This window comes from Actinospica sp. (genome assembly GCF_035552695.1).
GTDB lineage: Bacteria > Actinomycetota > Actinomycetes > Streptomycetales > Catenulisporaceae > Actinospica.
Genome location: NZ_DASZKT010000044.1, coordinates 19,192 through 33,052, shown reverse-complemented (window position 1 = coordinate 33,052; position 13,861 = coordinate 19,192). Strand labels below are relative to the sequence as shown.

Here is a 13,861-nt window from a genome sequence, read left to right as displayed (position 1 = left end):
CGCGGCGATCGCGGCGACGGTGGTGGTCGTCGCCGCGCTCGGCCGCTTCTTCCTGCCCGGGCCGTGGCATCACGAGCCCCTGGCCGCGCCCGCGATCCCCGCGAGCGGCCGCTTCTACCTCGGCGTCGACACTTCGCACGCGGGGATCGCGGGCTTCGACTCGGCCCTGGGGCTCTCCCGACCGGCCGTCCTCGGCGGCTACACCAAGGGCGACGACGGCAGCGTCGCGGACGTCCTCAGCACCGTGCGCGGTCTGCCCGGCACGATCCCAATGGTGTCCTGGGGCGTGGATTTCACCGGCGGCAAGGTGGCCGACGGGTCGCAGGACACGTACCTGCGCGCCCAGGCCAAGGCGGTCGCCGCGTACGGCAAGCCGGTCTTCCTCAGGCTCGACTGGGAGATGAACGGGTCCTGGTACCCCGAGTGGGACAGCACCGCGGTGAGTGCGAGCGCCTACGTCGCCGCCTGGCGGCACATCTGGGAGATCTTCCAGCAGCAGGGCGCCACGAATGCCGCGTTCGTCTGGTGCCCGAACGTCGGCGACCTCGGCGGACGGCCCTGGACGGACTGGTATCCCGGCGGCGAATACGTGGACTGGATCGGCATGGACGCCTACCTGGAGCCCTCCGACGCGACCTCGTACATCTCCGGCCCGGGCGGCCTCAATGCGCTCGCCGCCTATGCCGTGGGCGAGGGCGAACCGGCGATGCTGGCCGAGTGGGCCCCCGGCGCTCCCAAGCAGGATCCGGTGCAGGCCTTCAACCTCGTCTTCGCCTGGGCCGACCGATACCGGGCGACCGTCAAAGCCCTGGTGTACTTCAACTACACGGGAACGCAGCGCGACGACCTGCTCGTCGACAATCCGAGCGGTGCCGCGCTCTTCCGCCGGCTCGTTGAGCAACGCAGCGACCGGTTGTTCCCGTCCGCCTCCGGCTAGTGCGTCAGTGTGACCTTGTTGAGACCGGTCGGCTGGTCCGGGTCGACGCCGAGGTGCGCGGCCGTGGCGAGGGCGAGTTGCTGGCCGCGCACGGTGGCGAGGATGCACTCCGCCATGGTGCCTAGGGCGGGCCAGGCGGCGTCCGCGTTCGGGCCGGTGCCGAGTTCGGCGACATGGGCCGAGCGGGCGGCGAGATCGGAGCGCAGGGCGCGCGTGTCGTCGTCGGCGGGGCCGGAGCCGGCGAGCAGGACGGCGGGGGCGTCCGGGCCGCAGACCGCGATCGGACCGTGCCGGAAGTCGGCGCTGGAGAAGCCGTGCGCCATCACGCCGAGGGTTTCCTGCAGCTTGAGCGCCGTCTCCAACGCCGCCGGGTAGCAGGCGCCGCGGCCGACGATCGCCATTCCGCGGTGTTCGGCCAGCGCTGCCACGACGCGTTCGACGGGCGCGAAATCGGCCAGAATCGTCGCCGCGGCATCGGGGATCCGCGCCACGTCGGCCTCCGAGAGCCCGGCGTCCGCATCCCCGAGGCCGGCCGCGATCGCGAGGATGGCGAGCATCTGAGAGGTGACGGTCTTCGTCGCGGGCACGGCGAGTTCGGGCCCCGCGTCGAGGGCGACGTGCAGCCGGGCGGCCCGAGCGAGAGCGGAATCAGGGTTATTCGTCACGGCCACGACCGACGCGCCGCATTCGGCGTAGCGTCCGGCGATGTCGACGATCTCGGGTGTACGGCCGGACTGGGAGAGCGCGACGAGCAGCCAGCCGCGGTAGAGCTCGGGACGCTGCTTATAGACGGTGACGATGCTCGGTGCGACGAGGCTCGTGGGCAGCCCGGTCTGCTGCTCGATGGCGTAGCGGCCGAGCAGCGCGGAGTTGTCCGAGGAGCCCCGCGCGAGGAACGCCACACCCTTGACGGCACCTGACTCCGCGGCGACTTCGCGCACCTGCTCGGCAATCGCGCCGAAACGCTCGGCGAGGCGCCCGAGAACCTGCGGCTGCTCGGTCATCTCGGAGCTCATCTTGGTGTTCATGCGCAACTTCCTACGGTCGTGAGCTGGGATTCCTCGGGCTGGGCAATCTCGAACAGGGCCAGGGCGACGGCGCCGTGCAACGAGGCGTCACGAGTGAAATGCGCTGCCGCGACGCGCGGCGGGAAGGGCAACGCCGCGGCCAGATGCGTGTCCAGCGCTGCGAGGATCACGTCGGCCGACGCCATCATGCCCCCGCCGATGACGATGAGCTCGGGGTCGATCAGAGCGGAGATATTGGCGATCGACCTCGCGAGCACGTCGAGCGTCTCCTGCACGATCGCGCGCGCGGCCTCATCCGTCGCCGCGCGGGCGAAGACCTCGGCGGCGGTCACCTGCTCCCCCAGCAGAGCACTGGCACGCTCGCCGATCGAGCGGCCGCCGACGATCTCCTCGAGCGGCGCCGAGCCCGGACCCCGAACCGCGCTGCCGCCGGGATCGACGTACGCGATCTCCCCAGCGGCCTGATTCGCCCCGGCCAGCACTCGTCCGCCGATCGTGACGGCCGCGGAGATTCCCGTGCCGAGGCTGATATAGAGGCCGGGATCCGCGCCGCGCAACGCGCCGAAGCGCAGTTCGGCCATCGCTCCGGCGCGCACGTCGTTGCCGACCGCGGGCGGATGCTCCAGGCCGAGCACGTCTTGCAGCGCGCAGCCCAGCGCCACGTCCTCCCAGCCCGGCAGGTTCGGCGTGAGCAGGATCCGCTCGCGCTGCACGATGCCCGGCGCCACGGCGGCGTACCCGGTCACCGTCACGCCGTACTCAGCACGGGCCCGCGTTTGCAGCCGTCGCACGGCATCGGCCGCACGCTCCAACGCCTGGCGCGGACCGCGCTCCGCGTGCGTCTCCAACCGCTCCCGCTCCAGCAGCGTGCCGTCGACGCCGGCGAGGGCGGCCTCGATCTTCGTGCCGCCGAAATCTATGCCGATGACCGTCTGGCTTGCGTGCTGCATAGTTAGGAGCATTTACTAAAGATACTTTAGTGTCAACCCGACACCGCCCCTACACTTGGCCGCGGGAGGTGCGATGGAGCGGACGGCGGCCGCGGCGGCCCCCTCGCTGCTGCGCCGGATGAACCAGCGACTGCTGCTGGACCGGCTCTTCGCGCACGGGCCCGCGACCCGGCCGCGGCTCGCCCGGGAGACCGGCCTTTCGCTGCCGACGGTCATCGCGGCACTGCGTGATCTCGAGCACGCCGGCCTGGTGCGCCCGGCCGGACGGCACGAGCCGGAGCACGGCAGGCCGGCCGCGGCATACGAGGCGAACCCGGCGGCCGGGCGCGTGCTCGGCGTCGACATCGGCCGGGAGAAGCTGCGCGTGCTCGTCACGGACCTGGCGGGAGATCCGCTCGGCCCGCCGCTCGAGGTGCGCAACCGCGCGCGGACCGCGGACGCGCTCGTGGACCAGGTCGATTCCGTCGTCGCGCAGGCCACGCTGCAGGTGGGCATCGGTGCGGCGGACGTGACGCACACCGTGGTCGGCTCCCCCGGCGTGTTCTCGGCCGCCCAGTCGACGATCCGCTACGCGCCGAATCTGCCCGGCTGGCAACGCCCCGGCCTCGCGGAGACCCTGGCCGACCGCCTGGGCGCGGCGCTGACGATCGACAACGACGCCAATCTCGCGGCGCTCGGCGAGCATGCGTACGGTGCCGCACTCGGCCTGCGCAACTTCGTCTACCTGCAACTCGGCACGGGTGTGGGTCTCGGCCTCGTGCTCGGCGGGCAGCTCTACCGGGGACGCGGCGCGGCCGGCGAGATCGGCTTCCTGCCGCTGGGCGACTGCCGCTCGACGAACGCGCGGCGCGGCATGCTGGAGGAGTCGGTCGCCGCCGACGGGATCGTCCGGCGCGCCGAGGAGGAAGGGATGACGGGCCGTCTGACCGCCGAGAGGATCTTCGCCGCGGCACGCGCGGGCGACGAGCCGGCCCTGCGCACGGTCGGCGGCGTCGGCGGCTACATCGGCAGCCTCGTCGCCGGGATCCTCGCGTTCCTCGATCCCGAGCTGATCGTCTTCGGCGGCGGCATCGGCCAGAACCTCGATCTGCTGGAACCGCACGTCACCGACGCCCTCGCCGCGATCACCCCGTTGCGCCCGCAGCTCGCCGTGAGCGCCCTCGGCGCCGAAGCCGTGCTGCGCGGCGCCATCGCCACCGGCGTCACCGCGGCCCGCGAATCCGTCTTCGCGGCCTGCGCGAAGGAGTGAAATCGCGTCAACATCGTGACGGGTGTCGGCGGGCGATTCTCAGTTGCGTGTGATTTGCTCGGATCATGAACGCCGGGTCGGCTGGGCGGGCAGATCGGCACGGCACGCCCATGGAGGGGCGCGATCGCGGGACCGAGCAGTGGGCCGCGCGCGCCGTCGGCGGGCGGCTGATGATCGCGGCCGGGGTACTGGTCAGCGGCATCACGGCGCTCTCCGACCTGCGGCACGAGTCCTTCGAGCCGACAACTCGGCTGCTCAACTACGTGCTGAGCGCTCTCGCCGTCCTCTTCGGGTTGCTGCTGCTGCGCTCGCCAGGCCGGGTGCCATACTGGCTGATCAACGTATTGCCGTCGATCTCGGCGATCATGGTGTGCATCCCGACGGCCGTGGACAAGTCGCCGAGCCCGCTCGGGCCGCTGCTGCTCACCTGGCCGGTGACGTTCGCCGCCGCCGTGCTCTCCGCGCGCACCGCGTGGATCACGATGGGCGTCGTGGCGAGCGCGTTCGCGGTACTGGCGTCGGTCAGCCGGGGCGTGGACGGCGTCGTGCTGTGGGTAGAGGTCTGCGCCTCGCTGACCGTGATCTGCTGGATGGTCACCCGGCTGCAGGCCCAGTCGAACCGGCTGCGCACGATGCTCGCGAACCTCGCCCGCACCGATGAGCTCACCGAGTTGATCAACCGGCGCGGCTTCGACGAGTCGCTCGCCCGCGAACACTCGCGGCACGTGCGCGGCGGCCCGCCGATGGGCTTGCTGCTCATCGACATCGACCACTTCAAGCGGGTCAACGACTCGTGGGGCCACCAGGCGGGCGATCAGGCGCTGCGTCAGCTCGGCGCGCTGCTCAGCGAAATGTTCCGCACGATGGACGTCGTCGGCCGGATCGGCGGCGAGGAGTTCGGCGTGCTGATCCCCGACTGCGCCCCCGGCCAGGCGGCCCGGCGGGCGCAAGAGCTCTGCGACGCCGTGCGCACGCGGACCCGCGACTGGCCGCATCCGATCACGGTGAGCGTGGGCGTGGCGACGAGCCAGGACACCAAGGCCTCGCCCGACGAGCTGTTCGCCCTCGCTGACGCGGGCCTGTACGCGGCGAAGGCGATGGGCCGGGACCGCGTGGGCACCGTGGCCACGCCGTCCCGGTGACGACTCGGGCGGTGACTCAGACGCCTTCGAGCAACGCCCGCCCGAGGTAGTCGCCCTCCTTCGCGCAGCCGGGCAGCATCGCGAACAGTCCGCTCGCTTCATGGCGGATGAACGTGCTGAGCGTGTCGGCGCCCGCCAGCCGCTGCTGGATGATCGTGAATCCCTTCGCCGGATTCTGTTGGAAGGCGAGGAACATCAGGCCCGCATCAGGGCTGCCGTCGCCGCGGACGCCGTTGTAGTAGCTGAACGGGCGCCGGTAGATCGTCGCACCGGAGTTGAATTCCGCGCTGGCCTGCCGGATGTGCGAGCCCGGTGGGATCAGCAGCTGACCCGATGAGTCGAACTTCTCGTAGTCGGGCGCGGTGAACTCCGTGCCGCCAGACAACGGCGCACCGGTCACCTTGTCGCGACCGATCACCACCTCTTGCTGCCGGCGATCGAGTGCGTCCCACGTGTTCAGCAGCATCCTGATCCGCCGATAGACCATATAGCTGCCGCCGCGCATCCAGTCCGGCATGCCGGTTGAGGGCACGTATACGGTCTGGTCGAACGCGGCCGTCCCGGGCTTCGGGTTGCCGGTGCCGTCGAGTTGCCCCATGAGGTTGCGCGAGGTCGCCGTCGGGCTCGGCATCACGCCGCCGGCCTCGCCGAAGCCGTTGGTCTGCCACCGCTGCGTGGTCGTCGCCGCGGCGCGGCGCTGCATGGCCCGCAGCGCGTGCACGGCGACGAGGCCGTCGTTCGCGGCGACGAGCAGCGCGAGATCTCCGTCCGACGACGCGGAGTCGATCTCGTCGCCGAGGAAGATCGGGAGCGGTGCCAGCGCCGCCGGGATCTGGTGGCCGAGCCCGAGCTTCGTGAGCAGCGACGCGCCGACGCCCACGGTCACGGTCAGCGCGCCGGGGCCACGTCCGTACGCCATCGCATCGTCGGCCGACGGCAGCGGCCGGCCTGCCATCGTCGTCGCGGCGATCGACGTCCAGTCGCGCAGCAGGGTGCGTACTCGGGTTCGCAGTTGGGCGACGGTCGAACCGGGCTTGAGATCGAACGCCGTGAGCCAGCCCTGGGCCTGGACGGGCGCCGCGATCCCCGGCTGATGCGCGCCGTAGAACGGAAGCCGTTGGTTCGCGATGGAGGTGGCTGACCCGGCGGGCTCGGAGGTCTGGGCGGACGACGCGCGCGGCAGGACGGCACCGGCGGCTACACCGCCCGCGCCGACGGCGCCGCTGTACGCGAACAGCTTGCGGCGCGAGATTTCAGCCATCACGGCCCGCCAGCAGCAGCGGAATGTCGTGCTGGAACTGCGGGACGCTCGTACCCGACGTGTAGACGAGGTCGCCCTTGCCCTCGGCGTCGAACGCGATGACCTCGGCGCCGTGCGTCACGGTGTACTGGCCGTTCGTGTCGGTCGGCGGCTCGATCGTGATGCCCAGCGACGAAGCGGCGCTCTGGATCGTGCCGAAAGCGCCGGTCAGGCCGATGAACTTCGGGTCGTACTGGCCGAGCCAGGCGTGCAGCACGGCGGGAGTGTCGCGCTTCGGGTCGGAGGAGATGAAGACCACGTCGACCTGAGCGGCCTGGGCTGATGTCAGTGTGCGCATGGTCGCGGCGAGGGTGGCCATCGTGGTCGGGCACACGTCCGGGCAGTGCGTGTAGCCGAAGTAGACGAGCGTCAGCTTGCCTTTCGTCCCTTGGACCAGGTTGAACTGCTTGCCGGAGGTGTCGGTCAGCGTGACGTTCGGCTTGGCGAACGGCTGGGTGAGCTGGTCGCCGTCGAAGAGCGAACTCGGCGCCGAGTCGACGACGAAGCCGGAGGACGCGGAGCTCGAGGAGGACGAGCCGCACGCGCCGACGGTGCCGATCAACCCGATGGCGAGCACGCCGGCGAGAATCGTACGAGTCTTGATCATTCTGGGGCTCACATTCCGGGCATGGAGGACGTCTGGGCGTCGGAGAGCAGCGAGGTGACCGGGACCTTGAGCGTCACGGTGCCGGTCGTCTTGAAGCGGAGCCTCAAGACGACGGTCTCGCCGGCGGTGAGCGTCGCGGCGGGGTTGGTGAGCATCAGGTGGTAGCCGCCGGGCCCGAGCTCCACGGCTCCGTCGGCCGGGATGGACAGGCCGCCGCTGATGTTCGCCATCGTCCCCGCGTCGGCTCCGGTCTCCGACTCCTGCATGAGCGAGGCCTGCGACGAGGGGTCGGAGGTCGCGGAGAGCAGCACGTCGCCCTTGGCACCGACGTCGGTCACCGTGAAGTACGCGGCCGCGACGTCGGGCGAGGCGGGCTGGGGGATGTAGGCGTTGGAGATCTTGATGTCGCCGACGGATACCGAGCCGCGCGGGCCGGTCGCCGTGGTCGAGGTGGTGGCTGTGGCTATAGGTGACGCCGCAGTGGACGTCGACGTACACGCCGTGGCGGTGGCCAATACCGCCAGCGCGCATACGGGCAGGAAAAACCGCATGGCGAAGTGCTCCCGCAATCAGGGCATTGAGAACGTTGGGTCAGACGATGCGGATGCGGGGGCACGGCGGGCCGCGGCGAGCGACGACCGTGGAGAACAGCCGGTTGTAGCGGCCGAGAAGGTGCGCGTCGTCGAACACGGACGTCGGCGGGGTGCGCAGGAAGTCGGGGACGGCGAGCGTCGCGGGCCAGTCCGGCAACAGCAGCAGGGGCGCGGCCAAGGCAGCGCGGACGCGCAGCATCTGGAAGAGCGCCGCGTCACCGCATCGCAGCCACCACGCGCACAGAAGTCCGGCCCCGGCGTGCGCCGCGACCATCCCGACGCCGCCGCGACTCATGGCGGAATGCGCCGGCATGCCGCAGAACCACGCCGACGTGGGCACGACGCGCCCAGAGACGAACGTGGGCAGCGCGGGGACAGAAGTGGATGCCATGAGCGCCGGACTCTGCGCTGCCGTGAACAGGAAGTGCTGGGCGAGTTCACCGAGCAGCATCAGCGCCGAGATCGACAGGAACCCGAACTGGCGGCGGGCGAGGACGTAGCCCGACGCGGTGAGGGCGGCGAAGGCGAACACGACGGCCCACAGCGGGATCACGTCGCCGGACATCCAGATGTGGCCGGCCGCGGAAAGGCCCACGCACATCGCGGCGAAGATCGCCGCTCGCACGCACCGCAGGTTCCGGCCAGCCGTGGTCGCCATAGTGCGGGCCATCTTTTCAGAGCGCCGATCACGGGTCGGCGGCGGGGTGCGCGCGGAACCGCTGGTGACCGCCTAAGCTGGGATCGGCGGCGCACGGACTAGCCTGTCGACCGGACGGAGTGGTGCACATGGCCACGTGGAACGACGTACGGCGCATCGCCAACTCCCTGCCCGAGGTCACGGAGGGTGAGCACTGGGGCTTGATGGCCTGGCGCGTGCGCAAATCCCTGTTCGTCTGGGAGCGCCCGCTACGCCGCGCGGACCTCGAGATGCTGGGCGACGCCGCGCCGCAGGGCCCGATTCTCGGCGCGCGGGTGGCCGAGCTCGGCGTGAAGCAGGCGCTGGTCGCGTCCGACCCCGAGGTCTACTTCACCATCCCGCATTTCGACGGCTACCCGGCGATCCTGGCGCTCCTCGACAAGATCGACCGCACCGAGCTCGAGGAGCTCATCATCGAGGCCTGGCTCTGCCGCGCGCCCAAGCGCCTGGTCAAGCAGTGGGAGGCCTCGAACGGCGCCGCGGACGAGCCGGAGCCGGCGTCATAGTCGAGGCAGCCGGACGGGATGGGGCACGGACGCGCTCTGAACGCCCGTGTCCCATCACCGGTTAAGATCATACGCTGACAGAACATGACATAACTGAACGCCCGTATCGTGGACACTAGCGATCGAACATGCCGAAGCCGGCCAGTGATCCCACTGCCCCGCTACCTTCGGCCCCCCGAACGCTCACGCCCGGCATACCCTTCGCCCAGCGTTCGGCAACCTCGGCGAGCCCGCGTCGCCCCAGCGGCGTGCGACCTGCAAGCCCCGACCGGGCCTCGGTCGGGCCTCAGTCGTCCAGTTCGACGATCAGCGGGCGGTGGTCCGAGATCGAGGCCTGCGGGGCGTGGACGGCGCGTACCGCCGAACGGGGGATGCCGGAGGCGAGGATGCGGTCGAACTGGACGCGGGGATGGTTCGCGGGATAGGTCGCGGTTCGGGCCAGGTCGTGCCAGTGGTGCTCTGGGCGCGTGCCGTTCGTCAGGCCGGCGAACAGTTCGCCGCCGGCGAGTACGGCGCGCGGTACGGGGCCGACGAGGTTGAGGTCGCCGAGGAGCAGATGGGGGCGCGGCAGGTCGGCGATCCATCTGGTGAGAGAGGCGAGCTGCCACACGTTCCAGCCGGGGACGAACGACAGGTGCGTCGCGACGACCGTGAGCGGGCCGCGCGGGGATTCGAGCACTGCCGCGATGGCGACGCGCGCGTGGTCGCGGACCGGTAGCAGGCCTTTGCGTCCGACGACGCGCAGCGGCATGCCGCCGGGCGCGCCGGCGAACCTGCGCACTCGCCACAGCCTGACCGGCAGACGCGTGAGCAGCGCCGTTCCGTGGGACGGGAGCGTGTTCTGCGTCTCGGCGTCCTCGGGTCCGCAGACGGTAAGCTCCGGGGCGCTGTGATCGCGGACCCAGCCCACGTCCGGTATGGCCCGGCCGTGGAACGCGGAGGCATAACGCCAGTCGGTCGCGCTCATCGCCGTCGCTGCGACCGAGGCCTGGTCCACCTCGCCCGAACGCTCCTGGAATCGGTCGAGTTCCTGGAGCGCGAGGACGTCGGCGTCCAGGGCCGCCACGGCGTCGGCGAGGGGCGATCCCTGCTGGCCGTCGCGTCCATCTGGTCGCGCTTGCCGGGCGTCGTCGTGCAGGAGGCGGCCGTGAAGCACGTTGAACGTCGCGATGCGCATCGCGGCGATCGTATCCGACTATCCAGCCAGCGAGGCGACGAAGCGGGCGGCGCGTTCGGCGATCTCGGCGTGGCCGCCCGCCGCGACGACGGCGGGCGGGACCACCTCCGTACCGCAGCACACTGCGAAGGCTCCGTGGTCGAGGAAGTCGCGGGCGTTGCTGGAACTGACGCCGCCGGAGGGGACGAGCTTGGCGTCCGGGAAGGGTCCGTGCAGATCCTTGAGATAGCGCGCACCGAGGGCTGAGGCGGGGAAGATCTTCACGGCGGCGGCGCCGAGGTCCATGGCCTGGAGCACCTCGGTCGGGGTGAGGGCACCGAGGAAGACCGGCACGTCGTGGCGCGCGGCGACGGCGGCGACCTCGGGCCGGACGGCCGGGGTGACCAGGAACTCGGCGCCCGCGTCGATCGCGGCGTGGGCCTGCTCGGCGGTCATGACCGTCCCGGCACCGATGTGCTGGCCGGGCTTCCGGGCCTTCGCCGCCGCGGCGAGGACCGCGGGCAGGTCGGGCGTCGTGTACGTGAACTCGACCGTACGGATGCCGCCGGAGGCGAGGGCCGCGCACAGCTCTCCCGGATCGGGGACACTCGGCGCGCGGACCACGGCGAGGATCCGGTCCGCGGCTATCGTGTTGAGAGCAGACGTCAATTTACATTCCCATCTGTGCGACGAGGCCGTTTGCGGAGCGGCGGAGTGCGCGGCCGGCGAGGGCTCCGGTGGGTCGGCCCTCCGCGAGGGTCGCGACGCCGTTGACGAACACGTGCTCGATGCCGGTGGCTTGCTGCCGCGGCTCGTCGTACGTGGCGGTGTCGCGGACCGTCTCCGCTTCGAAGAGCACCAGGTCGGCCGCGTAGCCCGGGCGGATCAGCCCTCGGTCATGCAGCCGCAGCCTGCGTGCCGCGTTGCCGGTCAGGTGCGCGACGCACTCCTCCAGGCCGAGCACGCCGAGTTCGCGCGTGTAGTGGCCGAGGTAGCGCGGGAAGGTGCCCCAGGCGCGCGGGTGCGGGCGCGTGCCGACGAGCAGGCCGTCGCTGCCGCCGGTGTGCGCGGGGTGCCGCATGATCGCGCGGACGTTCTCCTCGTGGCCGACGAGGTGCAGGATCGTGGTTGCGAGGCGGTCGGCGATAAGCAGTTCGCGGAAGACGTCGAAGGGCGGCCGGGCCACCGCGCGCGCCAGTTCCTCGATCGTTCGGCCGACGTTCGCGGTGAGCTCGGGGTCCCCGACGCCGGAGATCTGGATCGTGTTCCAGTCCATCGGGACGCGGTGACAGCCGTCTGATCCGCGCACCTCGATGTCCTGTTGGATGCGCGCGCACGCGGCCGGGTCCTTGAGCAGCCGGAGCACGCCGTCCGGGCCGTCCGCCGAGGTCCAGCTCGGCAGCAGCGCGGCGAGCGTGGTCGATCCGGGCAGATACGGGTACGTGTCGAGGCTGATGTCGCAGCCGTCTGCGATAGCCGCGTCGAGGAGCGCGAGCAGTTCGCCGGCGCGGCCCCGGTTGACGTTGAAGTTCATGGTCGCGTGCGAGAGGTGCAGCGGGCAGCCGGAGGCTCGCGACACGTCGATCATCTCGGCGTACGCGTCGAGGGCGCCCGCGCCGTACGAGCGGTGATGCGGCGCGAAGAAGCCGCCGAGTTCCGCGACGACGCGGCAGAGTTCGGTCAGCTCGGCGGTCGTGGCGTACATGCCGGGCGTGTAGCCGAGACCGAAGGAGATGCCGACCGCGCCTTCGGTCATTCCGGTGTGAATCAGGGCTTGCATACGCGTGAGTTCGTCCGCTGAAGGGACGCGGGCGTCGTATCCGAGCACGAGCATGCGGACCGTGCCGTGCGGCACGAGGTAGCAGGCGTTCGTCGCGATGCCGGACGAGTCGAGGCGGTCGAGGTACTCCCCCACGCTGCGCCAGTTCCAGTCGAGGCCTGCGGGATCGCCGTTCCAGCCGGCGATCTGGCGACGGATGTTCGCGAGCGTCACCTCGTCGACCGGGGCGTACGCGAGACCGTCCTGGCCGAGGACTTCCAGCGTCACGCCCTGGCTGATCTTGGCCAGGTGCTCCGGTTCGGCGAGCAGTGCGAGGTCGGAGTGGGCGTGCATGTCGATGAAGCCCGGCGCGAGTACGAGCCCTGTGACATCGATGGACCGATCGGCGACGATCGGCTCGCCGTCGCGAGCGATGTCGGCGATCTGGCCGTCTGCGATCACGACGTCGGCACGGTAGCGGGGAGCACCGGTTCCGTCGATGACCGTGGCGCCGCGCAGGGCGAGGCGGGTGCCAGGCATCAGAAGTACGTCCTCACCAGGCCGACGACGCGCGGGTCGGCGGCCGAGGCGTCGTCCACGACCGGGATCATCGACCACTTGTCGAAGGCGGTACACGGGTGCGACAGGCCGAAGCGGACGACGTCGCCGACGGCCGGTTCCGGTTCCCCGTGCGGATCGAACTCGAGCGGATCGAACTTGAGGAACGTGTGCTGGTCGGCGATCGCGGTCACCGACGCCGCCCGGTGAAGGCGCTGCGGCGTCGGCAGTCCCTCGTCGAACGGGAAGTCGCGCTTGCCGCCGTCGAGCAGCGCCAGGCCCGATTCCGGGCGCGAGAGCACGCGGGCCCAGCCGTGCATCGCCGAAGTCAGCGGTTTGCCGATTCCGCGCGAGAACGGGGAGATCCCGGCGTAGAAGCCGTCGTCGTGGATGAGGTACGCGCCGGAGCGGAGCAGAACCTTGACCCCGGGACCCGCCAGCGGGCCGAGCACGTCGACGACCTGATCGAAGAATGCGCTGCCGCCAGCCGTGAGCCACACCGTGTCGACGTCGCTGCTGTAAAGGCCCGAGGCCAGAAGCCTGCTGTGCAGTTCGGCCAGGCGGTGCAGGTAGCCGCGCACAGCCTCCAGGCTCCCCGGCGACGCGTCGTGCCCGAGCACGCCCTCGTACCCTGCGACGCCGACAAGCCGCAGCATCGGCAGGGTGGCGATGGCCTGCGCGATCTCGACGGCCTCATCGACCGTCCGGACGCCGGTGCGCCGGCCGGGCGCGCCGAGCTCGATGAACACATTCATCGGCCAATAGGCCTCACGATGGCGCAGAACGTTGTAGATCGTCTCGGCCCCGCGCTTCGAGTCGACCCAGCAGCTGAACTCGAAGCTGGGGTCGGCGTCGAGCTCGGCGGAGATCCAGCGCAGTGCGTCCGCGTCCACCAAGGCGTTGGCGAGGTAGATCCGTCGCACGCCGAACGCTCGGGCGACTCGGACCTGCGGTACGTTCGCGACGGTGATCCCGCGCGCGCCCGCCGCGAGCTGCCGGGACCAGAGCTCGGGCGCCATCGTCGTCTTGCCGTGCGGCGCGAGTTCGACCCCTGCTTCGGCGCAGTACGCGGCCATCGCGGCGAGGTTGGCCTCGAGCGCCGGAGCGTCGAGGGTGAGCAGCGGGGTGCCGAGGTCGGCCAGCCGCGGGCGCTCGGCCAGGAACCCGCCGGCGGTCTTTCCCCACGCGGAGACCGGGATCGCCTTGAACCGCCAGTCGAGCGGCTCGTCGGCGAGGGCGGCCACCGCCTCGTGGTCGATCGCGGCTTGCGTGGCTGACATCCGGACGACCCCTTCGACGCGTTGCAAATTACGCAACGGATATTGCGCAGTGTGACACGCAACTTGTAGCATCGCGGCTCGACGAAGGTCAATGGACCG

General features: G+C 70.9%; 14 protein-coding genes. 4 read left to right on the top strand and 10 right to left on the bottom strand.

Translation table 11 applies throughout. From position 1 onward, the window contains the following. Nucleotides 1-19: 19 nt before the first annotated feature. Entirely contained in the window at nucleotides 20-937 is a 918-nt protein-coding gene (locus tag VG296_RS07330; protein ID WP_325564430.1) for a glycoside hydrolase family 26 protein, read from the top strand. On the opposite strand, the gene VG296_RS07325 is transcribed toward VG296_RS07330, so the two are convergent. Both VG296_RS07325 and VG296_RS07320 read right to left on the bottom strand, forming a co-directional pair. Further along, entirely contained in the window at nucleotides 934-1,965 is a 1,032-nt protein-coding gene (locus tag VG296_RS07325; protein WP_325564428.1) for an SIS domain-containing protein, read from the bottom strand. The genes VG296_RS07330 and VG296_RS07325 overlap by 4 nt on opposite strands. Beyond that, nucleotides 1,962-2,915 (bottom strand): ROK family protein, encoded by a 954-nt coding sequence (locus VG296_RS07320; protein ID WP_325564426.1) that lies wholly within the window; start codon nucleotides 2,913-2,915, stop codon nucleotides 1,962-1,964. The genes VG296_RS07325 and VG296_RS07320 overlap by 4 nt, the downstream gene beginning before the upstream one ends. Nucleotides 2,916-2,988: 73 nt before the next feature. Here VG296_RS07320 and VG296_RS07315 point away from each other — a divergent pair, with 73 nt between their 5' ends. Then, nucleotides 2,989-4,164, top strand: a complete 1,176-nt coding sequence (locus VG296_RS07315) for an ROK family transcriptional regulator (RefSeq protein ID WP_325564424.1) — start codon at nucleotides 2,989-2,991, stop codon at nucleotides 4,162-4,164. Nucleotides 4,165-4,274: 110 nt separating this feature from the next. After that, nucleotides 4,275-5,306 carry a GGDEF domain-containing protein gene (locus VG296_RS07310; RefSeq protein WP_325564422.1) on the top strand — a complete coding sequence of 344 codons (1,032 nt, stop codon included), beginning with the start codon at nucleotides 4,275-4,277 and terminating at the stop codon, nucleotides 5,304-5,306. 16 nt (nucleotides 5,307-5,322) lie between these two features. On the opposite strand, the gene VG296_RS07305 is transcribed toward VG296_RS07310, so the two are convergent. From VG296_RS07305 to VG296_RS07290, 4 genes are read right to left on the bottom strand one after another with little or no spacing between them, the layout of a single operon-like run. After that, complete coding sequence (locus VG296_RS07305; RefSeq protein ID WP_325564420.1) at nucleotides 5,323-6,567, bottom strand: Dyp-type peroxidase; 1,245 nt, start codon at nucleotides 6,565-6,567, stop codon at nucleotides 5,323-5,325. Next, nucleotides 6,560-7,213 (bottom strand): SCO family protein, encoded by a 654-nt coding sequence (locus tag VG296_RS07300; RefSeq protein WP_325564418.1) that lies wholly within the window; start codon nucleotides 7,211-7,213, stop codon nucleotides 6,560-6,562. Before VG296_RS07300 ends, VG296_RS07305 begins: the two co-directional genes overlap by 8 nt. A gap of 8 nt (nucleotides 7,214-7,221) precedes the next feature. Then, nucleotides 7,222-7,764 (bottom strand): copper chaperone PCu(A)C, encoded by a 543-nt coding sequence (locus VG296_RS07295; protein WP_325564416.1) that lies wholly within the window; start codon nucleotides 7,762-7,764, stop codon nucleotides 7,222-7,224. A 40-nt stretch (nucleotides 7,765-7,804) separates the two neighbouring features. Beyond that, entirely contained in the window at nucleotides 7,805-8,431 is a 627-nt protein-coding gene (locus tag VG296_RS07290) for a hypothetical protein (RefSeq protein ID WP_325564412.1), read from the bottom strand. A gap of 161 nt (nucleotides 8,432-8,592) precedes the next feature. Here VG296_RS07290 and VG296_RS07285 point away from each other — a divergent pair, with 161 nt between their 5' ends. Continuing rightward, the gene (locus VG296_RS07285) at nucleotides 8,593-9,009 is read left to right on the top strand and encodes an MmcQ/YjbR family DNA-binding protein (protein ID WP_325564411.1); all 417 of its coding nucleotides are present in this window, start codon (nucleotides 8,593-8,595) and stop codon (nucleotides 9,007-9,009) included. A 286-nt stretch (nucleotides 9,010-9,295) separates the two neighbouring features. On the opposite strand, the gene VG296_RS07280 is transcribed toward VG296_RS07285, so the two are convergent. Genes VG296_RS07280 through VG296_RS07265 form a run of 4 tightly spaced genes read right to left on the bottom strand, consistent with a single transcriptional unit; the run spans nucleotide 9,296 to nucleotide 13,762 of the window. Continuing rightward, a complete protein-coding gene (locus tag VG296_RS07280) occupies nucleotides 9,296-10,186 on the bottom strand; it encodes an endonuclease/exonuclease/phosphatase family protein (RefSeq protein WP_325564409.1) in 891 nt (296 codons plus the stop codon). Between the two features lie 18 nt (nucleotides 10,187-10,204). Continuing rightward, nucleotides 10,205-10,834 carry a bifunctional 4-hydroxy-2-oxoglutarate aldolase/2-dehydro-3-deoxy-phosphogluconate aldolase gene (locus VG296_RS07275; protein WP_325564407.1) on the bottom strand — a complete coding sequence of 210 codons (630 nt, stop codon included), beginning with the start codon at nucleotides 10,832-10,834 and terminating at the stop codon, nucleotides 10,205-10,207. 1 nt (nucleotide 10,835) lies between these two features. Further along, nucleotides 10,836-12,464, bottom strand: coding sequence for a D-aminoacylase (locus tag VG296_RS07270; RefSeq protein ID WP_325564405.1), 1,629 nt, complete (start codon nucleotides 12,462-12,464; stop codon nucleotides 10,836-10,838). Next, complete coding sequence (locus tag VG296_RS07265) at nucleotides 12,464-13,762, bottom strand: alanine racemase (RefSeq protein ID WP_325564403.1); 1,299 nt, start codon at nucleotides 13,760-13,762, stop codon at nucleotides 12,464-12,466. Before VG296_RS07265 ends, VG296_RS07270 begins: the two co-directional genes overlap by 1 nt. Nucleotides 13,763-13,861 lie beyond the last annotated feature (99 nt).

Excerpts from the sequence above, each read along its gene's own strand:
- VG296_RS07325 (WP_325564428.1), bottom strand. The coding sequence starts at position 1,965 with ATGAACACCAAGATGAGCTCCGAGATGACCGAGCAGCCGCAGGTTCTC.
- VG296_RS07320 (WP_325564426.1), bottom strand. The coding sequence starts at position 2,915 with ATGCAGCACGCAAGCCAGACGGTCATCGGCATAGATTTCGGCGGCACG.
- VG296_RS07315 (WP_325564424.1), top strand. The coding sequence starts at position 2,989 with ATGGAGCGGACGGCGGCCGCGGCGGCCCCCTCGCTGCTGCGCCGGATG.
- VG296_RS07310 (WP_325564422.1), top strand. The coding sequence starts at position 4,275 with ATGGAGGGGCGCGATCGCGGGACCGAGCAGTGGGCCGCGCGCGCCGTC.
- VG296_RS07305 (WP_325564420.1), bottom strand. The coding sequence starts at position 6,567 with ATGGCTGAAATCTCGCGCCGCAAGCTGTTCGCGTACAGCGGCGCCGTC.
- VG296_RS07300 (WP_325564418.1), bottom strand. The coding sequence starts at position 7,213 with ATGATCAAGACTCGTACGATTCTCGCCGGCGTGCTCGCCATCGGGTTG.
- VG296_RS07295 (WP_325564416.1), bottom strand. The coding sequence starts at position 7,764 with ATGCGGTTTTTCCTGCCCGTATGCGCGCTGGCGGTATTGGCCACCGCC.
- VG296_RS07285 (WP_325564411.1), top strand. The coding sequence starts at position 8,593 with ATGGCCACGTGGAACGACGTACGGCGCATCGCCAACTCCCTGCCCGAG.
- VG296_RS07280 (WP_325564409.1), bottom strand. The coding sequence starts at position 10,186 with ATGCGCATCGCGACGTTCAACGTGCTTCACGGCCGCCTCCTGCACGAC.
- VG296_RS07270 (WP_325564405.1), bottom strand. The coding sequence starts at position 12,464 with ATGCCTGGCACCCGCCTCGCCCTGCGCGGCGCCACGGTCATCGACGGA.
- VG296_RS07265 (WP_325564403.1), bottom strand. The coding sequence starts at position 13,762 with ATGTCAGCCACGCAAGCCGCGATCGACCACGAGGCGGTGGCCGCCCTC.